At 68.9% G+C, this 24,962-nt stretch carries 23 protein-coding genes; 9 read left to right on the top strand and 14 right to left on the bottom strand.

Annotated features, from left to right (window positions below):
• Window positions 1–765 (top strand): CPBP family intramembrane glutamic endopeptidase, encoded by a 765-nt coding sequence (locus ACTJJX_RS05155; protein WP_003090986.1) that lies wholly within the window; start codon window positions 1–3, stop codon window positions 763–765.
• Here the strand turns inward: ACTJJX_RS05155 and atuR are convergent, their stop codons facing one another.
• Entirely contained in the window at window positions 766–1,389 is a 624-nt protein-coding gene (atuR, locus tag ACTJJX_RS05150; protein WP_003117641.1) for an atu genes transcriptional repressor AtuR, read from the bottom strand.
• Window positions 1,390–1,642: 253 nt separating this feature from the next.
• On the opposite strand from atuR, the gene ACTJJX_RS05145 reads away from it, so the two are divergent.
• The 8 genes from ACTJJX_RS05145 (at window position 1,643) to ACTJJX_RS05110 (ending at window position 12,998) form a co-directional block, all read left to right on the top strand.
• Entirely contained in the window at window positions 1,643–3,445 is a 1,803-nt protein-coding gene (locus tag ACTJJX_RS05145; RefSeq protein ID WP_016852685.1) for an acyclic terpene utilization AtuA family protein, read from the top strand.
• Window positions 3,446–3,514: 69 nt separating this feature from the next.
• Window positions 3,515–4,393 carry an SDR family oxidoreductase gene (locus tag ACTJJX_RS05140; protein WP_003090991.1) on the top strand — a complete coding sequence of 293 codons (879 nt, stop codon included), beginning with the start codon at window positions 3,515–3,517 and terminating at the stop codon, window positions 4,391–4,393.
• 1 nt (window position 4,394) lies between these two features.
• Window positions 4,395–6,011, top strand: coding sequence for a geranyl-CoA carboxylase subunit beta (gene atuC / locus ACTJJX_RS05135; protein WP_003090993.1), 1,617 nt, complete (start codon window positions 4,395–4,397; stop codon window positions 6,009–6,011).
• A 116-nt stretch (window positions 6,012–6,127) separates the two neighbouring features.
• The gene (gene atuD, locus ACTJJX_RS05130; protein WP_003101733.1) at window positions 6,128–7,288 is read left to right on the top strand and encodes a citronellyl-CoA dehydrogenase; all 1,161 of its coding nucleotides are present in this window, start codon (window positions 6,128–6,130) and stop codon (window positions 7,286–7,288) included.
• Window positions 7,289–7,308: 20 nt separating this feature from the next.
• Window positions 7,309–8,103, top strand: coding sequence for an isohexenylglutaconyl-CoA hydratase (atuE, locus tag ACTJJX_RS05125; RefSeq protein WP_003143706.1), 795 nt, complete (start codon window positions 7,309–7,311; stop codon window positions 8,101–8,103).
• A 45-nt stretch (window positions 8,104–8,148) separates the two neighbouring features.
• The gene (gene atuF, locus ACTJJX_RS05120; protein WP_016852684.1) at window positions 8,149–10,134 is read left to right on the top strand and encodes a geranyl-CoA carboxylase subunit apha; all 1,986 of its coding nucleotides are present in this window, start codon (window positions 8,149–8,151) and stop codon (window positions 10,132–10,134) included.
• A 51-nt stretch (window positions 10,135–10,185) separates the two neighbouring features.
• Entirely contained in the window at window positions 10,186–11,010 is an 825-nt protein-coding gene (locus tag ACTJJX_RS05115) for an SDR family oxidoreductase (protein WP_003101741.1), read from the top strand.
• 161 nt (window positions 11,011–11,171) lie between these two features.
• Entirely contained in the window at window positions 11,172–12,998 is a 1,827-nt protein-coding gene (locus ACTJJX_RS05110) for a long-chain-acyl-CoA synthetase (RefSeq protein ID WP_003117644.1), read from the top strand.
• 13 nt (window positions 12,999–13,011) lie between these two features.
• Here the strand turns inward: ACTJJX_RS05110 and ACTJJX_RS05105 are convergent, their stop codons facing one another.
• The 13 genes from ACTJJX_RS05105 to cobG all read right to left on the bottom strand — a co-directional run bounded on the left by ACTJJX_RS05105 (window position 13,012) and on the right by cobG (window position 24,898).
• The gene (locus tag ACTJJX_RS05105; protein ID WP_003091000.1) at window positions 13,012–13,434 is read right to left on the bottom strand and encodes a hypothetical protein; all 423 of its coding nucleotides are present in this window, start codon (window positions 13,432–13,434) and stop codon (window positions 13,012–13,014) included.
• 345 nt (window positions 13,435–13,779) lie between these two features.
• Window positions 13,780–14,544: an anti-sigma factor SbrR gene (sbrR, locus tag ACTJJX_RS05100; RefSeq protein WP_016852683.1), complete on the bottom strand. Its 765-nt coding sequence runs from the start codon at window positions 14,542–14,544 to the stop codon at window positions 13,780–13,782.
• Window positions 14,541–15,125: an ECF family RNA polymerase sigma factor SbrI gene (gene sbrI / locus ACTJJX_RS05095; protein ID WP_003119848.1), complete on the bottom strand. Its 585-nt coding sequence runs from the start codon at window positions 15,123–15,125 to the stop codon at window positions 14,541–14,543. Before sbrI ends, sbrR begins: the two co-directional genes overlap by 4 nt.
• A 328-nt stretch (window positions 15,126–15,453) precedes the next feature.
• Window positions 15,454–16,893, bottom strand: a complete 1,440-nt coding sequence (locus ACTJJX_RS05090; RefSeq protein ID WP_003091003.1) for an aminotransferase-like domain-containing protein — start codon at window positions 16,891–16,893, stop codon at window positions 15,454–15,456.
• Window positions 16,894–17,114: 221 nt separating this feature from the next.
• On the bottom strand, window positions 17,115–17,483 hold the full coding sequence (locus ACTJJX_RS05085) for a hypothetical protein (protein ID WP_003114734.1): 369 nt from the start codon (window positions 17,481–17,483) through the stop codon (window positions 17,115–17,117).
• A gap of 85 nt (window positions 17,484–17,568) precedes the next feature.
• A complete protein-coding gene (locus ACTJJX_RS05080; RefSeq protein ID WP_003091005.1) occupies window positions 17,569–18,207 on the bottom strand; it encodes a response regulator transcription factor in 639 nt (212 codons plus the stop codon).
• Window positions 18,208–18,400: 193 nt separating this feature from the next.
• Window positions 18,401–19,210, bottom strand: coding sequence for an OmpA family protein (locus ACTJJX_RS05075; RefSeq protein ID WP_003091007.1), 810 nt, complete (start codon window positions 19,208–19,210; stop codon window positions 18,401–18,403).
• Complete coding sequence (locus tag ACTJJX_RS05070) at window positions 19,210–19,569, bottom strand: DUF4398 domain-containing protein (RefSeq protein WP_003091008.1); 360 nt, start codon at window positions 19,567–19,569, stop codon at window positions 19,210–19,212. Before ACTJJX_RS05070 ends, ACTJJX_RS05075 begins: the two co-directional genes overlap by 1 nt.
• Entirely contained in the window at window positions 19,566–20,414 is an 849-nt protein-coding gene (locus ACTJJX_RS05065) for a substrate-binding periplasmic protein (RefSeq protein WP_003111857.1), read from the bottom strand. Before ACTJJX_RS05065 ends, ACTJJX_RS05070 begins: the two co-directional genes overlap by 4 nt.
• A 69-nt stretch (window positions 20,415–20,483) precedes the next feature.
• On the bottom strand, window positions 20,484–22,163 hold the full coding sequence (cobJ, locus tag ACTJJX_RS05060; protein ID WP_016852682.1) for a precorrin-3B C(17)-methyltransferase: 1,680 nt from the start codon (window positions 22,161–22,163) through the stop codon (window positions 20,484–20,486).
• Entirely contained in the window at window positions 22,156–22,908 is a 753-nt protein-coding gene (locus ACTJJX_RS05055) for a precorrin-2 C(20)-methyltransferase (protein WP_003091011.1), read from the bottom strand. The genes cobJ and ACTJJX_RS05055 overlap by 8 nt, the downstream gene beginning before the upstream one ends.
• The gene (locus ACTJJX_RS05050) at window positions 22,905–23,531 is read right to left on the bottom strand and encodes a precorrin-8X methylmutase (protein ID WP_016852681.1); all 627 of its coding nucleotides are present in this window, start codon (window positions 23,529–23,531) and stop codon (window positions 22,905–22,907) included. The genes ACTJJX_RS05055 and ACTJJX_RS05050 overlap by 4 nt, the downstream gene beginning before the upstream one ends.
• The gene (cobG, locus tag ACTJJX_RS05045; RefSeq protein ID WP_016852680.1) at window positions 23,528–24,898 is read right to left on the bottom strand and encodes a precorrin-3B synthase; all 1,371 of its coding nucleotides are present in this window, start codon (window positions 24,896–24,898) and stop codon (window positions 23,528–23,530) included. The genes ACTJJX_RS05050 and cobG overlap by 4 nt, the downstream gene beginning before the upstream one ends.
• Between the last annotated feature and the right edge of the window lie 64 nt (window positions 24,899–24,962).

Here is a 24,962-nt window from a genome sequence, read left to right as displayed (position 1 = left end):
ATGCTCGGGCGTCTGATACCGCTTCTACCCATTCTGTTCCTGCTCGGGGGCTTCTTCACCGGGCACATCGCGCTGCTGACGGCGGTCATCGTCCTGCTCTACATCATCTGGGTGACCTACGCCGAGCGCTGGCTGCCGACCCTGCTCTGGTGGCCGGTGAGCCTCGCCGCCAGCGCCCTGATCGCCATCCACTACCTGCCCGGCTTCATTCCCCTGCGCCTGTTCCCCTGGGACCTTGCCAGCGCCAGCCCGCCGATCCAGATGATCTGGCTGCCCTGGGACAAGGCCCTGGTCGCCCTTACCCTGCTCGCCTGGTGGCTACGCCGGCCGAAGCAGCCGCTGGTGTCGCTGGATATCACCGCGCTGGCCTTCTGCCTGACCTTCTTCGTGGTGCCGCTGCTGTCGATCATGACCAATGCCGCGAGCTGGCAGCCGAAGTGGCCGGATGCCTTCTGGTGGTGGCTGGTACTGAACGTCGGGGTGGTCTCGCTGGCCGAGGAGGCGTTCTTCCGCGGCCTGCTGCAAAGCCAGTTGATCCGCTGGTTCGGCGCCTGGCCGGGAATCATCGTCGCGACCCTCGCCTACGCCGCGCTGCACCTGCTGGTGAACCCGGTGTACGCGCTGCTGGCCGGGATCGCCGGGCTGGGCTACGGCATGGTCCTGCACTTCAGCGGGCGGCTGTCCCTGGCGGTGCTGCTGCACGCCTCGATCAACACCCTGCACTTCCTCCTGCTGAGCTACCCGTTCCGCCTGATCTCCGAGTGATCAGGCGTCCTTGATCACCAGCGCCAGGGCCTCCTCGGCGAGCTGATCGAGACTCATCGGTCCTTCCGGACGGAACCAGGTGGTGGTCCAGGACAGCGCGCCGGTGAGGAAGCGCCGCAGGATGAACGGATCGCCCTGGCAGTAGCCGGCCAGCCGCGCCTCCCCCAGCACGTCGAGCCACATCTGCTCGTAGATGTCGCGCAGGCCGAGGATGTACGCCTGGCCTTCGGCGGACAGCGAGCGCCACTCGTAGACCAGCACCGCCATCGCCTCGCCGGTACCGCCCATGATCGATTGCAGCTCGCAGCGGATCAGTCCCAGCACCCGCTCGCGCAGGTCCTCGGCGTCGGCCAGGGCGGCGCGCATCAGGGCGGTATTGTAGAGGATGGTCTCTTCCATCACCGAGCGCAGGATCTCGTCCTTGCTCTTGAAGTGATGGAAGATGCTGCCCGACTGGATGCCCACCGCGCTGGCCAGGTCGCGCACCGTGGTGCGTTCGTAGCCTTTGCTGCGGAACAGGTGGGCGGCGGTCTGCAGCAGCTTGCCGCGGGCGCTTTCCGGATCGGTGAGCTGTCCGGTAGCCACCAGCTCCAGCATCACTTCCCGGGCTTTCTGATCGTCCAACGCTGAGTACCCCTTTTCCGGATCGTCGGCGGCTCGGTGCCGCTCATCCGCGCGCCCGGCCGCTCCGTATTTGCCGACCGGCCTCGGGATTGCCCCGCAAGTGCTTGTCGGCATTCATGAAATGTATGCCTGCGAAGACGACCGAGCAAGCGCTTGGGTAACAGCCGAGAACGGATTTGTTTCCGCCCTCTTCTCAACCAAGCGCTTGCTTGGTAATGTCGCCCCACACTTCCGCCGTCACGGGTCAAGAACAATGCAAAAGACCGTACGCATCGGCTGCGCCTCGGCCTTCTGGGGCGACACCTGCACCGCGGCCGCGCAGCTGGTGCGCGGCGCGCCGCTGGACTACCTGGTGTTCGACTACCTGGCCGAGATCACCATGTCGATCATGGCCGGCGCCCGCCTGAAACAGCCGGACGCCGGCTACGCCACCGACTTCGTCGAGGTCCTCGCACCACTGCTGGGCGAGATCGCCGAGAAGAAGATCCGCGTCATCAGCAACGCTGGCGGGATCAATCCGCAGGCCTGTGCCGCCGCCCTCGCCGCGGCCTGCGAGAAGGCCGGGGTGCAGCTGAAGATCGCCGTGCTCCATGGCGACAACCTGCAAGCGCGCCAGGCCGAACTGGCCAAGGCCGGCATCCGCGAGATGTTCAGCGACGCGCCTTTCCCGCCGATGTGCGTCTCGCTCAACGCCTACCTCGGCGCGCCGGGCATCGTCGAGGCCCTGCGCCTGGGCGCGGATATCGTGATCACCGGCCGGGTGGTCGACAGCGCGGTGGTCAGCGCCGCCCTGGTGCACGAGTTCGGCTGGGCCTGGGACGACTACGACCGACTGGCCCAGGCCGCCCTCGCCGGGCACATCGTCGAATGCGGCGCGCAATGCACCGGCGGCAATTTCACCGACTGGGAGCAGGTGCCGGACTACGAGCACATCGGTTTCCCCATCGTCGAGGTCGAGGCCGACGGGCGCTTCGTGGTGACCAAGGCGTCCGGCACCGGTGGCCTGGTCAGCGAACTGAGCGTCGGCGAACAGATGCTCTACGAGATCGGCGACCCACGCGCCTACCTGCTGCCCGACGTGGTCTGCGACTTCACCGAGGTGCGCCTGCGCCAGGTCGGACCCGACCGGGTCGCGGTGGAAGGCGCGCGCGGCCTGCCGCCCACCGACCGGTACAAGGTCAGCGCCACCTATCCGGACGGTTTCCGCTGCACCGCCAGTTGCCTGATCGCCGGCATCGATGCGCTGAAGAAGGCCGAGCGGGTCAGCCAGGCGATCATCGCCAGGACCGAGGAAATCTTCGCCGAGCGCGGCTGGGAGCCCTACCGCGAGGTCAACGTCGAACTGCTCGGCAGCGAAGCCACCTATGGCCCCCATGGGCGACGGCAGGACAGCCGCGAAGTGGTGGTCAAGCTGGCCGTCCGGCATCCGCGCAAGGAAGCCCTGGTGCTGTTCTCCCGCGAGATCGCCCAGGCCGCCACCGGGATGGCGCCCGGCCTGACCGGCATCGTCGGCGGCCGGCCGACGGTGTATCCGGTGATCCGCCTGTTCTCTTTCCTGATCGACAAGGCGCAATGCGCGTTGAGCGTAGAGATCGACGGCCAGCGCCATCCGCTGGAACTGCCGGTCCTCGAAGCCTTCGACCCGGCACGATTGGCCGAGGCGCGCCAGCCGCCACGCCCGGAGCAGCCCGCCAGCGCCAGCGTGCCGCTGGTGAAGCTAGCGGTGGCGCGCTCCGGCGACAAAGGCAACCACAGCAACATCGGGGTCATGGCGCGGCGCCCGGAGTACCTGCCGTGGATCGCCGAGGCGCTGGAGGAAGGCGCCGTGGTGGACTGGATGCAGCATGTGCTCGACCCGCAGACCGGCCGGGTCGGCCGCTGGTACCTGCCGGGCAGCCACAGCCTGAACTTCCTGCTGGAGAACGCCCTCGGCGGCGGCGGCGTCGCCAGCCTGCGCATCGACCCGCAGGGCAAGGCCTTTGCCCAGCAGTTGCTGGAGTTCCCGGTGGCGGTGCCGCAGGCGCTCGCCGACGCGCTGGAAACGCAAGGCAGATAACCACAACCAGGAACGGCGAATGCGGCGTTCCGCTGCCCCTCTACGGGATTCATCGGAGTCACCAGAACAATGAGCTACGACTCGATCTTCCGACCTGGCCTGTTCGACGGCCAGACCATCATCGTCACCGGCGGCGGCAGCGGCATCGGCCGCTGCACCGCCCACGAGCTGGCGGCCCTCGGCGCCCACGTGGTGCTGGTCGGACGCAAGGCGGAAAAGCTGGAGAAGACCGCCGGCGAGATCGTCGAGGACGGCGGCAGCGTCAGCTGGCACGCCTGCGACATCCGCGAGGAGGAAGCGGTGAAGACGCTGGTGGCGAATATCCTGGCCGAACGCGGAACCATCCATCACCTCGTCAACAACGCCGGCGGCCAGTATCCCTCGCCCCTCGCCTCGATCAGCCAGAAGGGCTTCGAGACCGTGCTCCGCACCAACCTGGTCGGCGGCTTCCTGGTCGCCCGCGAAGTGTTCAACCAGTCGATGAGCAAGACCGGCGGCAGCATCGTCAACATGCTCGCCGACATGTGGGGCGGCATGCCCGGCATGGGTCACTCCGGCGCCGCACGCTCGGGCATGGAGAATTTCACCAGGACCGCCGCCGTCGAGTGGGGCCATGCCGGCGTGCGGGTCAACGCGGTGGCGCCGGGCTGGATCGCGTCCAGCGGCATGGATACCTACGAAGGCGCGTTCAAGGCGGTGATCCCGACCCTGCGCGAGCACGTGCCGCTCAAGCGCATCGGCAGCGAGTCGGAAGTCGCCGCCGCCATCGTCTTCCTGCTCTCCCCCGGCGCCGCCTTCGTCAGCGGCAACACGATCCGCATCGACGGCGCCGCCAGCCAGGGCAGCCGCGCCTTCCCGCTATTCAAGGGCAAGCCGGGACAGAGCCGCGCGTACAACGGCTTCCACCGCGCCTACCTGCCCGACGTACTGAAGGACCAGGAGGACTGACATGCCCGCGATCCAGTCGGAACTCGACGTCAACGGCGAGGACTTCGCCCGCAACCGCGAGGCCATGCTCGCCGCCGTGGCCGGCTTCCGCGAGTTGGAGCAGAAGGTGCTGGACAAGGCCGCCGAGGCCAGGCCGAAGTTCGAGAAACGCGGCCAGCTGCTGCCGCGCGAACGCCTGGCGCTGCTGCTCGACCCGGGCGCGCCGTTCCTCGAACTGTCCTCGCTGGCCGGCTACAAGCTGCACGACGACAAGGACGGCACCCAGGCCGGCGGCGGGATCATCGCCGGGATCGGCTACATCGCCGGGGTGCGCTGCCTGGTCAGTGCCAGCAACAGCGCGATCAAGGGCGGCACCATCTCCCCGACCGGGCTGAAGAAGACCCTGCGCCTGCAGCAGATCGCCATGGAGAACAAGCTGCCGGTGGTGACCCTCACCGAAAGCGGCGGCGCCAACCTCAACTATGCGGCGGAGATCTTCGTCGAAGGTGCGCGCGGCTTCGCCAACCAGGCGCGGATCTCCGCCATGGGCATTCCCCAGGTCACCGTGGTGCATGGTTCCAGCACCGCCGGCGGTGCCTACCAGCCGGGGCTGTCGGACTACGTGGTGGTGGTGCGCGGCAAGGCCAAGATGTTCCTCGCCGGGCCACCGTTGCTCAAGGCCGCCACCGGCGAGATCGCCAGCGACGAGGAACTCGGCGGAGCCGAACTGCACGCGCAGGTCGCCGGCACCGCGGAATACCTGGCGGAAAACGACGCCGACGGCGTGCGCCTGGCCCGCGAGATCGTCGGCATGTTGCCGTGGAACGCACAACTGCCGGCGCGCCCGGCGCGTTCCTGGCGCGAACCGCTGTACCCGGTGGAGGAGCTGCTCGGGGTGGTTCCGGCCGACCCGAAGAAGCCCTACGACGTCCGCGAGATCGTCGCGCGCATCGCCGACGGCTCCGAGTTCCTCGACTTCAAGAACGAGTTCGACGGCCAGACCGTCTGTGGCCACCTGCGCATCGAGGGCCACGCCTGCGGCCTGATCGGCAACAACGGACCGATCACCCCGCAGGGCGCGGCCAAGGCGGCGCAGTTCATCCAGCTCTGCGAACAGAGCAACACGCCGCTGCTGTTCCTGCACAACACCACCGGCTTCATGGTCGGTACCGAGTCGGAGCGCCAGGGCGTGATCAAGCACGGCTCGAAGATGATCCAGGCGGTGGCCAACGCCCGCGTGCCCAAGCTGACCCTGGTGGTCGGCGGCTCCTACGGCGCCGGCAACTACGCGATGTGCGGACGCGGCCTCGACCCGCGCTTCATCTTCGCCTGGCCGAACAGTCGCACCGCGGTGATGGGCGGCGCCCAGGCCGGCAAGGTGCTGCGCATCGTCACCGAGGAGAAACACGCCAAGGAAGGCAAGGAAGCCGACCCGAAGATGCTCGACATGCTGGAAACCGTCACCGCGCAGAAGCTCGACAGCCAGTCCACCGCGCTCTACGGCACCGCCAGCCTGTGGGACGACGGCCTGGTCGACCCGCGCGACAGCCGCAGGCTGCTCGGCTACCTGCTGGATATCTGCGCGGAAGCCGAGGCGCGGCCGCTGAAGGGCAACAGCTTCGGGGTCGCGAGGTTCTGACTGCAACAGGCGAGCCGGCGACAGCCCCTCTCCCCGCTCTCCCTGAAGGAAGAGGGTTGGGAGAGAGCAAGCGGATCCTGCCGGAAAACAATGATGCCCAGGAGGAAAGACAACCCATGATCTTCACCCAGGAACACGAGGAACTCCGCCGCACCGTTCGCAGCTTCGTCGAGCGGGAAATCAACCCCAACGTCGACCAGTGGGAAAAGGACGGCCGCTTCCCGATCCACGAGATCTTCCGCAAGGCCGGCGAACTCGGCCTGCTGGGCATCTCCAAGCCGGAGAAGTTCGGCGGCATGGGCCTGGACTACAGCTACTCGATCGTCGCCGCCGAGGAATTCGGCAGCATCACCTGCGGCGGCATCCCGATGGCCATCGGCGTGCAGACCGACATGTGCACCCCGGCCCTGGCCCGCTTCGGTTCCGACGAGTTGCGCGAGGAGTTCCTCCGCCCGGCCATCGCCGGCGAGATGGTCGGCTGCATCGGCGTCTCCGAGGTCGGCGCCGGCTCCGACGTCGCCGGCCTGAAGACCACCGCGCGCAAGGACGGCGACGACTATGTGATCAACGGCAGCAAGATGTGGATCACCAACTCGCCGTCGGCCGACTTCATGTGCCTGCTCGCCAATACCTCCGACGACAAGCCGCACGTCAACAAGTCGCTGATCGTGGTCCCGATGAAGACCCCGGGCATTACCCTCAGTCCGCACCTGGACAAGCTCGGCATGCGCAGTTCGGAGACCGCCCAGGTGTTCTTCGATAACGTCCGCGTACCGCAGCGCAACCGCATCGGCGCGGAGGGCGCCGGCTTCATGATGCAGATGCTGCAGTTCCAGGAAGAACGGCTGTTCGGCGCGGCCAACATGATCAAGGGCCTGGAGCACTGCATCGACGTCACCATCGAGTATTGCAAGGAGCGCAGGACCTTCGGCCAGCCGCTGATCGACAACCAGGTCATCCACTTCCGCATGGCCGAGATGATGACCGAGGTCGAGGCGCTGCGCGCCCTGGTCTACCAGGCCACCGAGCTGTACGTGAAAGGCAGGGACGTGACGCGCCTGGCTTCCATGGCCAAGCTCAAGGCCGGCCGCCTCGGCCGCGAGGTCAGCGACGCCTGCCTGCAGTACTGGGGCGGCATGGGCTTCATGTGGGACAACCCGGTCTCCCGCGCCTACCGCGACACCCGCCTGGTATCCATCGGCGGCGGTGCCGACGAGATCATGCTCGGCATCATCTGCAAGCTGATGGGCATCCTGCCGGGCAAGAAGAAAGGCTGACGTTCCAGGAGGAAACCGGCATGAGCCTGCCGCATTGCGAGACCCTGCTGCTGGAACCCATCGAGGGCGTCCTGCGGATCACCCTGAACCGCCCGCAAAGCCGCAACGCCATGAGCCTGGCGATGGTCGGCGAACTGCGCGCGGTGCTCGCCGCCGTGCGCGACGACCGTAGCGTGCGGGCGCTGGTGCTGCGCGGCGCCGGCGGGCACTTCTGCGCCGGCGGCGACATCAAGGACATGGCCGGTGCCCGCGCCGCCGGGGCGGAAGCCTACCGCACGCTGAACCGCGCCTTCGGCAGCCTGCTGGAGGAAGCCCAGGCCGCCCCGCAACTGCTGGTGGCGCTGGTGGAAGGCGCGGTGCTCGGCGGCGGTTTCGGCCTGGCCTGCGTGTCGGACGTAGCGATCGCCGCCGCCGATGCGCAGTTCGGCCTGCCGGAAACCAGCCTCGGCATTCTCCCGGCGCAGATCGCGCCTTTCGTGGTCCGCCGCATCGGCCTGACCCAGGCCCGCCGCCTGGCCCTCACCGCCGCCCGCTTCGACGGCCGCGAGGCGCTGCGCCTGGGCCTGGTGCATTTCTGCGAGGCCGACGCCGATGCCCTCGAACAGCGCCTGGAGGAAACCCTCGAGCAACTGCGCCGCTGCGCGCCGAACGCCAACGCCGCCACCAAGGCCCTGCTGCTGGCCAGCGAAAGCGGCGAACTCGGCGCCCTGCTGGACGATGCGGCGCGACAGTTCGCCGAAGCGGTGGGCGGCGCCGAAGGCAGTGAAGGCACCCTGGCCTTCGTACAGAAACGCAAGCCGGTCTGGGCCCAGTGAGCCACGACCGCGAAACAGGGCAACAGCCTCCAGGAGCCGAACGACATGCCCAGCTTCAACAAGATCCTCGTCGCCAACCGCGGTGAAATCGCCTGCCGGGTGCTGCGCACCGCCCATGAACTGGGCTACCGCAGCGTCGCCGTGTACAGCGAGGCGGACGCCGACGCCCGCCATGTGCAACTGGCCGACGAGGCCGTGTGCATCGGCCCGGCAGCGGTGGCGCAGTCCTACCTGAATCTCGAGGCGATCCTCGACGCCGCCCGTCGCAGCGGCGCCGAGGCGATCCACCCCGGCTACGGCTTCCTCTCCGAGAACGCCGAGTTCGCCCGTGCCTGCGAAGCCGCCGGGATCGTCTTCATCGGCCCGGATGCGGAAGCCATCCACCTGATGGGCAGCAAGCGCCTGTCGAAGATCGCCATGCTCGCCGCCGGGGTGCCGTGCATCCCCGGCTACGAAGGCGACGAACAGGACGACGCGACCCTGCGGCGCGAGGCCGAACGCATCGGCTACCCACTGATGATCAAGGCCAGCGCCGGCGGCGGCGGCCGCGGCATGCGCCTGGTGGAGGAACCCGACCAACTGCTGGAGCAGTTGCGCACCGCACGCTCGGAAGCGCTGGGCGCCTTCGGCAGCGCCGAACTGATCCTGGAGAAGGCCGTGCTGCGCCCGCGCCATGTGGAGATCCAGGTGTTCGGCGACCGCCACGGCAACCTGCTCTACCTCGGCGAACGCGACTGCTCGGTGCAGCGCCGCCACCAGAAGGTCATCGAGGAAGCTCCCTGCCCGGTGCTCGATGCCGACCTGCGTCGCGCCATGGGCGAGGCGGCGGTGAAGGCCGCGGCTTCGGTCAACTACGTGGGCGCCGGCACCGTCGAGTTTCTTCTCGGCGAGGATGGCCGCTTCTACTTCCTGGAGATGAATACCCGCCTGCAGGTCGAACACCCGGTCACCGAACTGGTCACCGGCCAGGACCTGGTGGCCTGGCAGATCCGCGTCGCCGAGGGCCATCCGCTGCCGCTGCGGCAGGAACAGGTGGAACTGCGCGGGCATGCCATCGAGGTCCGCCTCTACGCCGAGGACGCCGGTCGCGGCTTCCTGCCGCAGACCGGCACGGTGCTGCGCTGGGACCCGGAACTGCTGCCCGGCGTACGCATCGACCATGGCCTGGTCGAGGGGCAGGCGGTGACGCCCTTCTACGACCCGATGCTGGCCAAGCTGATCGCCTACGGGGCGACCCGCGACGAAGCCCGGCGCAAGCTGATCCGCGCGCTGGAGCGCTGCGTGCTGCTGGGGGTCGACGGCAACCAGCGGTTCCTCGCCAACCTCCTGGCGCATCCGGACTTCGCCGCCGGCGAGGCGACCACCGCCTTCATCGGCGAACGCTTCGCCGAAGACCCCAGCCTGCAACCGCGCCAGCCGGGCGCCGAGGAACTGGCCCTGGCCGCCGCCCTGCTCTACCAGGCCGGCGCCGAGGCCAGTGCGCACCAGCCCGGCCTGGCCGGCTGGCGCAGCGCCGCCGGGGCACCGTGGAAGATCGTCCTGAAGCACGCCGAACAGCGCCTGGAGATCGGCCTGGAGGTCCTCGAAAGCGGTCGCCGGCCGCGACTGCTGGCGCGCCTGGAGCGACGCGAGATCGCCGTGCGCCTGCTCGACTGCGACGGACGCTGGGCCAGCGCCGAACTCGACGGCATTCGCCGCCGCCACGCCTACCACCTGGACGGCGGGCGCCTCTGGCTATACGGCCACGGCGGCAACCTCGAACTGCTCGACGTCACCCACGCCGGCGCCAGCGCCCAGGTCGGCGCCAGCTCCGGCACGCTCAAGGCGCCGATGGACGGCGCCATCGTCGAGGTGCTGGTCGGCGAGGGCGAACGGGTCGGCAAGGGCCAACTGCTGCTGGTGCTGGAGGCAATGAAGATGGAACACCCGCTGAAGGCCGGAGTCGACGGCGTGGTCCGCCGCGTCCAGGTCGGCCGTGGCGAGCAGGTGCGCAACCGGCAGGTGCTGGTCGAGGTGGAAGCCGACGCCTGAGACACCCCGCCGCTCATCCGCAACGACAACGACAAGAAAACGGAGACGCCCATGTCACTGCACGGCAAGACCCTGTTCATCACCGGCGCCAGCCGCGGCATCGGCCGGGAGATAGCCCTGCGCGCCGCGCGCGATGGCGCCAACCTGGTGATCGCGGCGAAGAGCGCCGAGCCGCATCCGAAGCTGGAAGGCACCATCTTCAGCGTCGCCGCCGAGGTCGAGGCCGCCGGCGGCCAGGCCCTGCCGCTGCAACTCGACGTGCGCGACGAGCAGGCCGTGGCGGCGGCCATGGCCCGCGCCGCCGAACGCTTCGGCGGGATCGACGCGCTGGTCAACAACGCCGGGGCGATCCGCCTGGTCGGGGTGGAGAAGCTGGAGCCCAAGCGCTTCGACCTGATGTACCAGATCAACACCCGCGCGGTGCTGGTCTGCAGCCAGGCCGCCCTGCCCTACCTGCGCAGGAGCGCCAACGGCCACATCCTCAGCCTGTCGCCGCCGATCAACCTGGCCGGCAGGTGGTTCGCCCAGCACGGCCCCTACACGGTCACCAAGTACGGCATGAGCATGCTTACCCTGGGGATGCACGAGGAGTTCGGGAAATACGCCATCAGCGTCAACGCGCTGTGGCCGAAGACCATGATCGCCACCGCCGCCATCGAGTTCGAGCTGGGCAGCCGTGACGCCTTCCGCCGCGCGCGCACCCCGGCGATCATGGCCGACGCCGCGCACGCCATTCTCACCAGCGAGGGGCGCAGCCTCAGCGGGCGCCTGCTGGTCGACGAGGAATTGCTGCGCGAGCGCGGCCAGAGCGATTTCGAGCAGTACCGCTACGACCCGGAGGGTGGCGCGCTGGTGCCCGACCTGTTCCTCGACTGAGGTCTCCGACGAAAGGCGCGCGGCGCTCTGCGGCGGGCTTCCGGGCTATTTGCCGAAGTGCCCCGGGGCGACCGCGCAACGGTCATAGCCGAGGCGGCGGCTGCGGTCTAGAGTCGCGGGAGCGTCCTACGCCCCGCACAACAACGACAAGCGCGAGAGCCATGACCCACGCCGACCTGATCACTTTCAACCGTTTCGTTGCCCGCCTGCCTGCCACCTTCGGCCGCGTGCCGCGCATGCTGCGCGGCCTGTACTACACCGCGATCCGTAACCGCGAGAAGAGCCTGTCCCTGGGCTGGGCGCTGGAGCGCGCGGCACGCCTGTACCCGGACAACCCGGCGGTGCTCGACGGCCAGCGGCGGATCAGCTACGCCCTGTTCAACGGCTGGGCCAATCGCCTGGCGCGCGCCTTCAAGGCCGAGGGCGTAGGCCACGGCAGCGTGGTCGCGGTGATGCTGGAAAACCGCGTCGAGCTGCTGGCGATCCTCGCCGCCCTGGCCAAACTCGGCGCCATCGGCGCACTGGTCAACACCACCCAGCGCGGCAAGGTCCTGGTGCACAGCCTGAACCTGGTGAAGCCCGGCCACTTCGTGGTCGGCGAAGAATTGCGCGAGGTGTTCGAGGAAGTCCGCCAGGAGGTGCTCGGCAACGCCGGCCATTGCTACTGGGTCGACGACGGCGACACCCTCGGCGATCCCGGCTCGCCGCCGATGGGCTGGCGCAACCTGATGCGCCTGGCCCAGGGACAGACCTCGGAGAACCTCGAGGACACCGGCAGGGTGCGGCTCAAGGACTCCTGCTTCTACATCTACACCTCCGGCACCACCGGCCTGCCGAAAGCCTCGATCATGAGCCACGGCAAGTGGATCAAGGCCTACGGCGGCTTCGGCCATTCCGGTCTGGGCCTGGGCCGCGACGACGTGCTCTACCTAACCCTGCCCTGCTACCACAACAACGCCGTGACCGTCTGCTGGAGCGCGGCGCTCGCCGGCGGCGCGGCCATGGCCCTGCGCCGCAAGTTCTCCGCCAGCGGTTTCTGGAAGGACGTGCAACACTACCGGGCGACCTGCTTCGGCTACATCGGCGAGCTCTGCCGCTACCTGCTGAACCAGCCACCGTGCGCCGAGGAACGCGGCAATAGCCTGACCTGCATGATCGGCAACGGCCTGCGCCCGTCGATCTGGGCCGAGTTCAAGCAACGCTTCGAGATCCAGCGGATCACCGAGTTCTACGCTTCCAGCGAAGGCAACATCGGCTTCACCAATGTATTCAATTTCGACAATACGGTGGGCTTCTCCCCAGCCACCTACGCCATCGTCCGCTACGACCTGGAGAACGACCATCCGGTGCGCGACGCCAAGGGCTTCATGGAGAAGGTCGGCAAGGGCGAGGTCGGCCTGCTGATCAGCGAGATCAGTGCGAAGTGGCCGTTCGACGGCTACACCGATCCGGCCAAGAGCGAAGCGGTGATCCTCCGCGACGTGTTCAAGAAGGGCGACGCCTGGTTCAACACCGGCGACCTGATGCGCGACATCGGTTTCAAGCACACCCAGTTCGTCGACCGTCTCGGCGACACCTTCCGCTGGAAGGGCGAGAACGTTTCCACCACCGAGGTGGAAAACGCCCTCGGCGCCTTCGACGGGGTCGAGGATGCGGTGGTCTACGGCGTGGAGATTCCCGGCACCAACGGCCGCTGCGGGATGGCCGCGCTGCGCCTGGCCGATGGCGTCGAACTGGACCGCGACGCTCTCGCCGCGCACCTCGACCGCGAGTTGCCGGCCTATGCCACACCGGTGTTCCTGCGCCTGCTGCGCGAAGTCGAGACCACCGGCACCTTCAAGTACAAGAAGACCGACCTCAAGCGCGACGCCTACGATCCCGCGCGGGTCAGCGACAAACTCTTCGTCAGGTTGCCCGGCAGCGCCGGCTACCAGCCGTTGGACGCGGAGCTGTACCAGGCGTTGCAGGAGCAGCGCTACCGCTTCTGAGCACCGTGGCGGCCTACTGGCGGAACTCGAACTGCAACTCGGCCCCTTCCAGGGGCCGCGACACGCCCAGTTCGCGGTCGCGATAGAGCAACTGGCCGTTGAGGCGGAAGTCGCTGTCGTCCTTTTCCTCGAACATCGGCGGCAACAGCGGCTTGGGCTTATGGGTCTCTTCCGTGCCGGGCGGCGCCATCTTCTGCACCAGTTCCTTCGGCAGGCGCAGGTCCAGCTTGGCGCTCGGCAGCGGCTTGCGTACCTCGGGGTCGAGACGAGCGGTGGAAGCGCGCTTCGCCGGCGCCGGCTTGTCCTTGGCGACCGGCCTGCTGGCCGGCTTCGGCGGCGCAGCCGCAGGCTTCGGCTTGGCCGGCGGCTTGGGTTCGGCAACCTGCTCCGCGGCTGGCGCGACCTTCTTCGAAGCTGTTTTCGGCGCGGCAGGCACGGCAGGCGCTGGCTCCGCTCGTGCAGGCTTCACTGGCTTGGCAGGGGCGCGCTGCTCCTGCGGCGGTGCTTCCGGGGCTTTCTTTTCCGGTGCCTTGGAGCCGTCATCGCAGGCCGCCAGGAAGCAACCGAAAAGAACAACGACGCAAATTCGGCAAAGACGTTTCATAGTCACGCAGGTATGGCCAATTGCGGCAATGCTGACGGCAGACTGCAACCAAGGCAAGGGGTCACTATCGTCATCCTGGCACTCTCTCTGTTGTTCGCCCCATGTCTAACCTGTCATGCGCGGATAACCGCTTGATGTCAGCCCGCGACGCCGCCGCCGCGTCGCGGGCCATGGTCGTCACGGCCGTTTCTTGGCGCTCGCGGCTATCGTCGCGAGGCGTTCCAGTCGTTCCACCAGGTTCTCTCCGGGGAAACGTTTCTGCAGCTCGGCCAACTGGGTCGCGGCCTGCTCCGTCTTGCCCTGCTCACGCAGGGCAAGGACCGCCCCGAGCGCCTCGTCGAGCACCTCCGGCTTCACCGCAACCGCCTTGCCCCTGGCCTGGGCGACGAAGTCGCCGGCCAGCGCCGCCTGGACCTTCGCCTGCTGCGCGGCCTGGGCCGGCGGTCGGTCGGCCAGGGCAGCCGGAGCCGGCGGCGCGGCCTCGGCCATCAGTTGCGGCGCCTCCCCGGACGATGCGTAGCTGGCCAGCAAGGCCGGGGGCTCCGACATCTCGCCGGACAGCGGAGCCGGCGCCGCCGGCGCGCGCATGGCCCGCTTCGCCGCAGCGGCCCCGGCGACTCCGTCGCGCAGGGGCACATCGCTGAACGCCACTTCGGGGCGGGCCTGGCGCTCGGCGTCGTCCAGCACGTTGTGGCTGACCAGCCCCAGCACCAGCGCCACGCCCAGCAGGCTGGCGAAAGCCGCCTGCCAACGCGGCCTGCGGGAGGCTTCCAGCCAGCGCCGCCACCAGGACCGGGCGGGTTCGACATGCGCCGCCTGGCGTCGCGCGGCGGCGAGGATCGCCTGGTCCAGCGCCGGCGCCGGCTGCTGCGGCGCGTGGGCGCGGAAATGCGCCAGCATCTGCTCTTCGGCGACGCTCGCGGAATGCTTCTGTGGGTTCATACCGCCACCTCCTCGGCCAGCAGCCGGCGCAGCTTCTGCACCGCGTAGCGGAAACGGCTCTTCACCGTCTCCAGCGGCGACTGGGTGAGCGTGGCGATCTCGGCCAGTTCCAGTTCGCCGTGGGCGCGCATCAGGAATACCTCGCGCTGTTCCTCGGGCAGGGTCTCCAGCGCGCTCTGCAAGCGCTCGCCGTCGCGGCTCAGGCTGAGCTGCTGCTCGGGGCCGGCGCCCTGGTCGGGTTGCGCGTGCAACTGTTCGTCGTAGCTGTCCTGCAACGGCTGGCGCTGGCCATGCTTGCGCCAATGATCGATCAAGCGGTTGCGGGCGATCTGGTAGAGCCAGGTGCGGAAGCTCGCCCGGCCCTGCGGCTGGCTCTCGCTGCGGATCAGGCTGAGCCAGGTTTCCTGGTAGATCTCGTCGGCCAGTTCGGTCTGTCCGGCCAGGCCGCAGAGAAAACGGTAGAGACCTTGCCGATGGCGCTGGTAGAGCACCTCGAAGGCCGCGCTGTCGCCCTTGCGGTAACGCGCCAGCAGCGTTTCGTCGCTGCCGGCGGCCGTCGTGGCGCTGGTGGAGGCATGCATGCCGCTGGTCGACTCCTGTCCTGTGTCAAAGGCGACCGAGAGCAGGCTCATCGGCCACATCCTTCGCGGCACGCATCGGCGTCGCCACGAAACGCCCGGGCCGTCGCCAGAAGCGCGGCCGGAGCGGCTATCGGTAGACATTTTCCAGCGTCGGACAGTTCGGCGAAAGTGCCGGTCCGGATGGAAGCCGGGAAAAACATCGAGACGACCTCGTCGTGCAGCGGAGATACCCGCTGAGACGAAGCTGTCGGTGGATTCGGGTTAATCCCCGGGAAAATTCTTCGCGGACTGTCGCGGGGCGCCCCTCAGCCAGGGGAGCGCCTCGCGCTCAGGCGGCGATAAGGCCTTCCTGGCAAAGCTGCCCGGCAAGCATGCCGAGGGTCATGATCGCCCGCTCCGCCTCGCGGTTCCAGGGAATCCCGCAGGTCAGCCGCAGGCAGTTGTTGAACTGCTCGGTGTTGCTGAAGATCAGCCCCGGGGCGATGCTGATGCCCTGCTCCAGGGCCCGCACGTGGAGTTCCTTGGTGTTGACCTTGGCCGGCAGGCTGACCCAGAGGATGAAGCCGCCCTTGGGCCGGGTCATCTGCGTACCTTCCGGGAAGTACTGCTGCACCGCCAACTGGTAGGCGGTCATGTTCTTCCGGTACTCCTGGCGGATGTAGCGCAGGTGGCGGTCGTAGCCGCCGTTCTCCAGGTAGGCGGCGACGCCCATCTGGGTCACGGTGCAGGCCGAATGGGTGGTGAAGGTCTGCAAGCGACGGATCTCCTCCTGGTAGCGCTCGGCGATGATCCAGCCGATGCGTACGCCGGGCGAGATGGTCTTGGAGAAACTCGAGCAGTAGATCACCCGGCCGTCGCGGTCGTGGGACTTGAGCGAGCGCGCCTGGCCCTGGTCGAACATCAGTTCGCCGTAGATGTCGTCCTCGACCACCCCGATGTTGTGTTCGGCGGTCAGTTTCAGCAGTTGCTTCTGGCGATCCTCGGGAATCGTCCCGCCGAAGGGATTGCTCAGCCGCGCGGTCAGCACCAAGGCCTTGATCGACCACTGGTTGGCCGCCAGTTGCAGCGCTTCAAGGCTGATCCCGGTGCGCGGGTCGCTGGGGATCTCGATGACCTTCAGGCCCAGCACGTCGGCCAGTTGCAGCAGGCCGTAGTAGCTCGGCGACTCGGTGGCGATCAGGTCGCCGGGACGGGTCAGCACCCGCAGGGCCATGTGGATCGCATCCACGCAGCCGTGGGTGATGGTCACCTGCGACGGGTCGACCACCACGCCGGCGTCGCGCATGCGGATCGCCACCTGCCGCCGCAGCGGCTCGAAACCGGGGCTGAACATGTAGCTGAACGCCCGTGGGCTCTGGAAGCGGGTGACCTTGGCCAGTTGCTGGTGCAAGGCGCGCACCGGCAGGTAGTCCACGTGCGGCACCGCCGCGCCGAGCGGGAATACCCCTTCGCGGCGGGACTCGGCGAGCACCTGGTTGATGATGCTGCTGCGGGTGACCAGGCCGGGACGCTCGACCCGCGCGATATCCGGGGTCGGCGCGGTCAGCGCCGGGGTGCGGTGGACGTAGAAGCCGGATTGCGGACGGGCGCGGATCAGTCCCTGGTCCTCGAGGGTGGCGTAGGCCTGCAGCACGGTGGCGTGGCTGACGTTCAACTGGGTACTGAGCTTGCGCACCGACGGTACCCGCTCGCCCGGCTGGTAGACGCCACGGCGAATGTCCTCGGCCAACTGCTGGGCGATGCGTTGGTAAAGCAGCAGATTGGTCATGGCGGGTTTTCCTCGGCGATTGAACCGAAACAGTAGCTCAATTCGTGAAACTGCTCCAGAACAGTTCGGCCGACAACCAGGCATACAGTCGCAAAACTGTACGGGTCGGTCGCAGAGACGGCGCGTTCGCGAGGAAAAGAAAACCCGGTCGGTCGCCACCGGCCGGGTGCGGGCGGGAAACAGTCCGCCAAGAGCCGCCTGGGGAGCGGCCATAGGGAAAGTCAGAAACGCAACGCGTCCGCCGCCGCGCTCTCGCCGGTCAACGCTTGCCAGGCGAAGGGGCTTGGCGCCAGGCCGAGATCGCCGAACAGGCGGTAGTCCGGGACGGCGGCGGGCTGGCGGGCGGCCGGGGAAAAATCATCGCGGCCGAGGCGGGTGACCAGAACCCGGGCCTGCACCTGCAACGCCACCAGGCTGAGGCTTTCCCGCGCCGTGCAGCCCACCTCGCCGCACGCCACCGGCGAGTCCTCCAGCAGGAGTTCCTGGCGGCGTGCTTCGGCAACCGCGCGGAGTTCGGCGGCGAAGGACGGCTGGCACAGGCTCAGCAACAACGGCAGGACGAAACGGGCAAAGCGGGGCTGGCGGATCATGCGGATTCCTCGGCTGCGGCGGGATGGCTCCCGGGGGCTGGCGAGGATTGTTCCGCAACTGGCGGTCGAGATGTTTCGAACCCGGTCAGGCGAGTTCGTGGAGCCAGTTCATCACGCCCAGGGCGATCAGTTCGGCGTCACTGTTGAGGCCTATCTTGACCATCGCGTTCTTCTTGTGGGTGCTGATGGTCGACACGCTGCGCATGGTCCGCTGGGCGATCTCGCTGACCGTGTCGCCACGCGCCAGGCGCCGGAGGATGTCCACCTCGGTGGGGCTCAGCGGCTTGCCGGTATGCCGCTGCGGGTGCAGGCCGGGGTCGAGGAAGGTCTGTCCGAGCGCCATGCACTCCAGCGCCGCCTTCAACGTCTCCAGCGGGCTGCGCTTGCTGATGTAGGCCGAGGCGCCGCTGCGCAGGACCGCCTTGGCCAGCAACGGCGCGCTGAACACCGAGTAGACCATCACCTTCATTTGCGGGCAGTGCCGGGTCAGCCATTCCACCAGGTGGATACCGTCGCGGCTGCGCTGGCCAGGCAAGCCCAGCTCGGTGATCAGGATGCTTTCCGGCGGCAGGTCGGCCAAGCGCTCCACCAGGCTGTCGCTATCGCCGACCACCGCCAGCACCTGGCGTCCGCACTCCTCGCTGAGGTAGCGCTGCAGCGCCCACTGCATGACCGGGAAGGAATCGGCGATCACCAGCCCCGGCAGGGTTTCGTTCGAACTCATTGCGCCTCTCTACTCGTTATAACGAAATACAAGGTGCTTATGCTGCACGGATTGCTGCTCGAACTAGTTCGATCCCGATGATAGCCCGCTCTTGCGCAAGTTCTGACAGAGAAATCCGGCGCCACCCAGTTCGCCAGGCGAAAAAAGCCCCGGACCCTTTGGGGTACCGGGGCTCCCTGCGGCGGCGCGGGGCTCAGCGCGGCGCGCTGAGCTGGCCCTTGTCGTTGGAGAAGACGATCTCCACCCGGCGGTTCTGCGCCCGCCCCCGGTTGGAGGCGTTGTCGGTGACCGGGAAGGCTTCGCCGTAGCCGACCACCTGCATGCGCGCGGGATCCACGCCGAGATCGGCGAGCACGTCGGCCACCGCCTGGGCGCGCTCGCGCGACAGGTCGAGGTTGGCCTGCCTGTCGCCGACGCTGTCGGTATAGCCTTCGATGCGGATCACCCGCCGCGGATTGAGCTGGAGGAACTGCACCAGCTTCAGCGCGGTGCGGTTGGCCGCCGGCTTGAGTTCGGCGCGGTTGAAGTCGAACAGCACGTCGCCAAGGGTGAGCACCAGGCCACGCTCGGTTTCCTCGGTGCTGAGACTGGCGATCTCCTCGCTCAGGCGCTGGCCCTGCTCCTGCACGCTGAGCAGCTTGGCTTCGCGCAGGGCCAGTTGCAGGCGCTCGCGCTCCAGTTGCAGGCGGGTCAGGCGCTCCTGGTTGAGGTTGAGCAAGGCGTGCTGGCGAGCGATCTCGCTGTAGCGCTGGCTCAGGTAGGCATACTGGATCACGTCGCTGCTGCTGCCCCAGTAGCTGGACAGGCGTTCGGCGCGGGCCAGCGATTCGCCGGCGCGGATCACATCCTTGGGCGCCGCGCGGAGCACGTCGGAATCTTCCTTGACCTGGTCGAACTCGCTCTGCGCCTTGGCCAGCGACTGTTCGCTGAGCTTGTGGTCGGCGCAGCCAGCCAGCGCGGCGCAGGCCAGCAGGGTGGCGAAGAGAGTCGCTTTGCCCGGCATCAGTCGGTCTCCCCCAGTTGCTTGCGCAGACGTTTCAGGCTCTTGTCCAGCTCGCCGAGCTGGTCCTTGCTCTTCTGCGTCAGCACCTTGGACTCGGCGAGGCGTGCGTCCAGCTCGGCCTGCTCGGCCAACAGGCGCGCCTTCTTGTAGGACTCCGCGGTCATCGCGATCTGCGCCGCGGCGTACTTGTCCTGGGCCAGTTTCAGCTCGGCCACGTCGTCGGTGGCACCCACCGCCTTGGCCTGCTCCAGCGCCTGTTCGGTCAGGCGCATCTGCTCCAGCGGAGCCGGGTCGTTGCTCGCACAACCGCTCAGGGTCAGCGCGGCGAGGCCTGCGGCCATCATCCATCGAATGCTCACAAGTCACTTTCCTGCGTAGTCGAACTGGCGCCGGAAGCCGGCAATTGCTGGGCTTTCCAGCGTTCGAGATTGTCCTGCAAGAGCGTTACGGGAACGCCGGCAGCCGACAATTCTGTCATCTTTTTCGCCAGTTGTCCGCGCAGCCACGGATCGTTGCAGGCGGAGTTGTGCGACAGCGTCAGGTACAGCCCCTCGCTACTCAGCACCGGTTCCAGCGCCTCCAGGTCGTCGGCCATGCCCAGCGCCTCGACCTGGGCCTGCCCGGGCAGCGCCTGGTAGAGGAGGAACTCGCTGCGCTTGAGCATCAGGTCCTGCAAGCCCTGGGTCAGGCTCGGCACCGGCTTCAGGTCGAGGCTGGCCTTGGCGAAGCGGTCGAACTCCTCGCCCAGGCTGCTGCCGGCCAGCACGCTGCCCTTGTGCCCGATCAGGTCGTCGCGGCCGATGAACGGGAACGCGGCGTCCTTGTTCACCCAGACCACCCCGCTGGTCATCAGGAACGGCGGATGCACGTAGTCCATGCTGCCGAGCCGTGCCAGGGTCAGGTAGGCCCCGGCGAGCAGGTCGGCGCGACCGCTGGTCACCTCTTCCTGGGCCTTCTCCCAGGAGCCGCTGTAGAGCACGTCGATGCGCACGCCGAGTTCCTTGCCCAGGCGCTGCAACAGGTCGGCATTGGCTCCGATCAGGCGCTTCGGATCCTGCGGGTCGCGCCACAGGTAGGGTGGGTACTCCGGGTTGCCGGTGGCCACCAGGCGCTCGCAGGAGCCGGCCGCCGCGGCCAGCCCCGGAACGAACAGCGCCGCCAGCAGGATGCCGGCCAGGCGGCGCGGGGAACAGCGAAAGGACATGGATTCAGGCTCCGCGGTACAGGGATGCGCGCAGCAGTCTGCCACATTTCCGCGCGCGCTCCCGCCCCGCTATTCCGATGGGTACCAGCGCGGCGTGTAGACCCAGGCTTCGCCGTCGGCACGCGGGAAGCTGCAGGTGGTGGACGAGCCGATGATCACCAGGGTGCGCATGTCCACCTGCTCCGCACGCAGCTCGCCCAGGGTGGTGCGCAGCAGGCGCTCGCCGGGCCGCCCGATGTCGCGACCGAGCACCACCAGGGTCTGCGGCGAACGATGGCGGGCGACGATCTCCAGCGCCCGTCCCAGTTGCCAGGGCCGCGCCCGCGAGATCGGATTGTAGAAAGCCATCGCCAGGTCGGCGGCGCCGGCCAGGTCGAGGCGCCGCTCGATCACCTCCCAGGGCTTGAGGTTGTCGGACAGCGACAGCAGGCAGAAATCGTGGCCCAGAGGCGCCCCCGCCCTGGCCGCGGTGGCCAGGGCCGCCGAGACGCCAGGGAAGATCCGCAGCTCGACCACGTCCCAGGCCGGCTCGCCAGCGCCATGCAGGGCTTCCAGCACCGCGGCGGCCATGGCGAACACGCCGGGGTCGCCGGACGATACCAGCACCACCGCCCTGCCCGTCGCCGCCAGTTCGAAGGCATGCCGGGCGCGCTGCAATTCCTCGCGGTTGTCGCTGCCATGCAGCACCTGTCCGGCGCGGAAGGGTCCGGCCATGTCGACGTAGGTCTGGTAGCCGAGGATGTCCTCGGCCTCGTCCAGTGCCCGCCGCGCCGCAGGCACCATCAGCTCGGCGCAGCCGGGCCCCAGGCCGATCACCGTGAGTCGGCCGCGACGCTGGCCGATGCGGTCCATCGCCAAGGGCGCGGCGGCCACCGCCAGCCGGTCGCCGACCTGCTCGGCGGCGGGCAAGGCCTGGCGCAGGCGCGCAGCGGGATCGGTCTGCGGCAGGAAGCGCAGCGGTACGCCGAGCGCATCGGCGGCGGCCTGCAGGCGCGGATCGGCCATCCGCGCGCTGTCGGCCAGCAAGCCGCCGAGCGCCGCCGCGGCCAGGCCGGCATCGACCAGCGCCTGGCGCACCGCGTCCGCCGCCGCGTCGGCAGGTTCGAGCGCCGCCAGCACGCAGCGCGGATGGATCAGCAGTTCCTCGGCCCGCGGCGCACGCGCCGAGGGCGTCACGTGAATCGCCAGCGCTGCCTCCGGGTCGCGCGGCAAACGGGCCGCGTCGAGCCAGTCGGCGGCACCCTCGACGCGCACCGGCTGGCCACCGAGCAAATCGGCAACGAAGCGCTTGCCCTGCTCCAGGTCGGCCAGGACATAACCGGCGGGCGGGTTGAGCACGCAGGTGCCGAAGCGCAGCTCGCCGCTGGTGGTGATCGCCGGCGCCACGGCCAGCACCTCGCCGATTTCCCGCGCCAGCCGGTTGACCCCGGCCAGCCCACCGAGCAGCGGCACCACCGCGCTGCCGTCCTCGGCCAGGGCCAGCACCGGCGGCTCCGCTCCCTTGCGTTGCAACAACGGCGCCAGGCTGCGAATGACGATGCCGGCGGCGCACAGGGCGACGATCGGGCGGTCGGCGCAATACAGTTCGCGCAGGGTGTCGCCGAAGTCCGTATAGGAACGGTCGGCCTCGACCCGCCCGGCGAGCCCGTGGACCAGCGCCCCGGGATAGCGCGCCTGGACCCGCCGCGCGGTATCCAGCGCGCCCTGGCCGAGGATGACGATGGCCGGAACCTGCTGGGCGTCACTCACCGCCGGCCCCTCCCTGCCACTTGTCGCCGGGAACGACGATCAGCGAGAAGTACGGCGAGGCCATCGGCTCGACCCGTTCCAACGGCACGATCCGCTGGTTGGCCATGGTCGCCCGCTCGACGTACAGCGCGCGGCGCTCGAGGCCAAGCTCGACCAGCACGCGGCGGACCTTGTCGAAATTGCGGCCGAGCTTCATCACCACCGCCGCGTCGGCATCCGCCAGGCGCCGGCGCAACTCCTCCTCGGGCAGCACTCCGGAGAGCACCGAGAGGCTCTGGTTGCGGTACACCAGCGGCGCACCGAGCACCGCCGCGCCGCCGAGCATCGAGCAGACGCCAGGCACCACTTCGCTTTCGTAGCGCGTCGCCAGGCGGTCGTGCAGGTACATGTAGGAACCGTAGAAGAACGGGTCGCCCTCGCAGATCACCGCCACGTCGCGGCCGGCGTCCAGGTGCGCGGCCAGCTGTTCGGCGGCGGTGTCGTAGAAATCGCTGATGATGGTCTCGTAGCACAGCGGCGGTTCCAGCTTCTCGGTGGTCACCGGGTAGACCAGCGGCAGGCGCACCTGGGCCTGGTCCAGGTGCGCCTCGATGATGCCGAAGGCGTTGCCCTTCTTGCCCTTGGCCACGAAATAGCCGACCACCGGCGCCGCGCGCAGCAGGCGCAGGGCCTTGAGGGTGATCAGTTCGGGATCGCCGGGCCCGACGCCCAGGCCCAGCAGGCGGCCCTTCACGACACTCATCATTCGCGCTCCGTGGCCAGGGCGTTCACCGCCGCGGCGGCCATGGCGCTGCCGCCACGGCGACCGCGGACGATCACGTAGGGCACCCCGCGGCTATCGGCGGCGAGCATCTCCTTGGATTCCGCGGCGCCGACGAAGCCGACCGGGAAGCCCAGGATCAGCGCCGGTTTCGGCGCGCCGGCGTCGAGCATTTCCAGCAGGTAGAACAGCGCGGTCGGCGCGTTGCCGATCACCACCACGCTGCCCTCCAGGTGCTCGCGCCAGTGCTCCAGGGCCACCGCCGAGCGGGTATTGCCGAGTTCCGCGGCGAGCGCCGGCACGTCCGCTTCGTTGAGGGTGCAGATCACCCGGTTGGCGGCGGGCAGCCGCGAGCGGGTCACGCCTTCGGCGACCATCCGCGCGTCGCAGAGGATCGCCGCGCCGGCGGCCAGCGCGGCGCGGCCGGCGGCGCCGGCGCCGGGCGAGAAGCGCAGGTCGTCGACCACGTCGACCATGCCGCAGGCGTGGATCACCCTGACCGCGAGCTTTTCAAGGTCGGCCGGGATGCCGGCGAGGTTCGCTTCGGCGCGGATGGTGGCGAACGACTGGCGATAGATCGCCTGGCCATCGCGGATGTAGTCAATCATGCGGGTTTTCCGGAAGTGGGCTGGGAAGGCAGGGCCGCCAGGTAGTCGGCGGCCGTGGCGAAAGTCAGGCGGCTGGCCAGCAACTGGCCGAATCCGGGGCGGCATGGGTCGTGCCGGTACAGGTCGTAGAACCCGCCGCTGCGCGCCAGCAGGGTGAGCGGCGCGCGGTGGGCGGCGGCGCAGGACCGTTCGCAGCCGCACAGGTGCAGTTGCGGCAGGTCGCTGCGCGGGCCGAGGCGTTCGGCCAGGCGCAAGGCGTCGCCCTTGGTGTCGGCCAGGCCCCTGGCGCAGGCGCTGGAACCGCTGCAGGCGATCAGCCGCGCCAACGGCGCATCGGGCTCGGTCAGCAGGCCGAGTCCGCGCAGGCCGAGCAGCGCCTGGTCGGCCTCGGCGTGCGCCAGGTTCGGCAGGAGCACGCCTTGCCAGGGGGTCAGGCGCAGGCTGCCGTCGCCATGGCGTTCGACCAGCTCGGCCAGGCCTTCCAGGCAAGCGCTGTCGAGCCGGCCGAGCGGCGCCGCCGCGCCGACCATCACCAGGCCCGGCTGGCGTTGCGGCTGGACGCCGAGATGACTCCACGGACGCCCCGGCGAACGCCGCCAGGCCGCCACCCGCTCGTCACGCCGCAGAGGGAAATCCAGGCGCGCCTGCAAGGCCTCCAGCAAGGGTTCTCCGTCCAGCTCCTGCAACAGGTGGCGCATCCGCGTCTGTTGCGGCTGGGCGCGCTCGAGGAACAGGTCGAGCAACGCCAGCACCAGGGACTCGCCCCGCTCCGCCGGCAACGCCGCCAGGGGGCGGTCGCGGGCCGGGCAGCCGGCGAGTCCGAAGACCAGCGTCGCGGTCGGCGCCGCGGGCATCGGTGAGAGCCAGATGTCATGGGGATGTTCGAGCATCGCCAGGTCTTCGCCGCCGTCCAGCTGGATGGCGAACTTGGCCGACAGCGCGTGGTAGCGGCTGTCCGCCTGGAGCCGCAGCAACAGCCGAGCGGCCAGCGGGCGCACGTCCAGCGACAGGTGCGGATCGAGCCCGGCGGCCGGGCTGAGCATCAGGTTGCGCACGTCGTCGGCGCCGGCCAGGGACCCATGCCGGGGACCGAGGCCGGCGTCCAGCAGGCGGCGGACAAGCCGCTCTTCCTCGCCGCGACGGACGCCGCGCAATTGCAGGTTGGAACGGTTGGTCGCCTCGATCACGCCGCTGGCGCAATCCCGCGCCGCGGCCGCCACGGCGCGTGCCTGGGCGGCGTCCAGGCGGCCGGCGTCGAGCTTGATGCGGCAGATGCCGCCGTCCAGCGCCTGGACGATACGCAGCAGGCCGGGACAGGGCGACGGACGTGGTACGGGCAGGGGCGCCGGGGTCTGGTCGTCGTTCAAAAACGCTACTCGAATCGGCGTCGCGGCGACCGCACCGCTGTCCCCCAGGGACAGACCACGGCAT

This window comes from Pseudomonas sp. 22490 (assembly GCF_052044465.1).
Lineage (GTDB): Bacteria > Pseudomonadota > Gammaproteobacteria > Pseudomonadales > Pseudomonadaceae > Pseudomonas > Pseudomonas aeruginosa.
Note: the sequence above shows the minus strand (reverse complement) of the source record. Positions and strands in the feature narration are given on the sequence as shown.

Coding starts and splice junctions, on each gene's coding strand:
- ACTJJX_RS05155 (WP_003090986.1), top strand. CDS start 1: ATGCTCGGGCGTCTGATACCGCTTCTACCCATTCTGTTCCTGCTCGGG.
- ACTJJX_RS05145 (WP_016852685.1), top strand. CDS start 1,643: ATGCAAAAGACCGTACGCATCGGCTGCGCCTCGGCCTTCTGGGGCGAC.
- ACTJJX_RS05140 (WP_003090991.1), top strand. CDS start 3,515: ATGAGCTACGACTCGATCTTCCGACCTGGCCTGTTCGACGGCCAGACC.
- atuC (WP_003090993.1), top strand. CDS start 4,395: ATGCCCGCGATCCAGTCGGAACTCGACGTCAACGGCGAGGACTTCGCC.
- atuD (WP_003101733.1), top strand. CDS start 6,128: ATGATCTTCACCCAGGAACACGAGGAACTCCGCCGCACCGTTCGCAGC.
- atuE (WP_003143706.1), top strand. CDS start 7,309: ATGAGCCTGCCGCATTGCGAGACCCTGCTGCTGGAACCCATCGAGGGC.
- atuF (WP_016852684.1), top strand. CDS start 8,149: ATGCCCAGCTTCAACAAGATCCTCGTCGCCAACCGCGGTGAAATCGCC.
- ACTJJX_RS05115 (WP_003101741.1), top strand. CDS start 10,186: ATGTCACTGCACGGCAAGACCCTGTTCATCACCGGCGCCAGCCGCGGC.
- ACTJJX_RS05110 (WP_003117644.1), top strand. CDS start 11,172: ATGACCCACGCCGACCTGATCACTTTCAACCGTTTCGTTGCCCGCCTG.
- sbrR (WP_016852683.1), bottom strand. CDS start 14,544: ATGAACCCACAGAAGCATTCCGCGAGCGTCGCCGAAGAGCAGATGCTG.
- sbrI (WP_003119848.1), bottom strand. CDS start 15,125: ATGCATGCCTCCACCAGCGCCACGACGGCCGCCGGCAGCGACGAAACG.
- ACTJJX_RS05090 (WP_003091003.1), bottom strand. CDS start 16,893: ATGACCAATCTGCTGCTTTACCAACGCATCGCCCAGCAGTTGGCCGAG.
- ACTJJX_RS05085 (WP_003114734.1), bottom strand. CDS start 17,483: ATGATCCGCCAGCCCCGCTTTGCCCGTTTCGTCCTGCCGTTGTTGCTG.
- ACTJJX_RS05080 (WP_003091005.1), bottom strand. CDS start 18,207: ATGAGTTCGAACGAAACCCTGCCGGGGCTGGTGATCGCCGATTCCTTC.
- ACTJJX_RS05075 (WP_003091007.1), bottom strand. CDS start 19,210: ATGCCGGGCAAAGCGACTCTCTTCGCCACCCTGCTGGCCTGCGCCGCG.
- ACTJJX_RS05065 (WP_003111857.1), bottom strand. CDS start 20,414: ATGTCCTTTCGCTGTTCCCCGCGCCGCCTGGCCGGCATCCTGCTGGCG.
- ACTJJX_RS05055 (WP_003091011.1), bottom strand. CDS start 22,908: ATGATGAGTGTCGTGAAGGGCCGCCTGCTGGGCCTGGGCGTCGGGCCC.
- ACTJJX_RS05050 (WP_016852681.1), bottom strand. CDS start 23,531: ATGATTGACTACATCCGCGATGGCCAGGCGATCTATCGCCAGTCGTTC.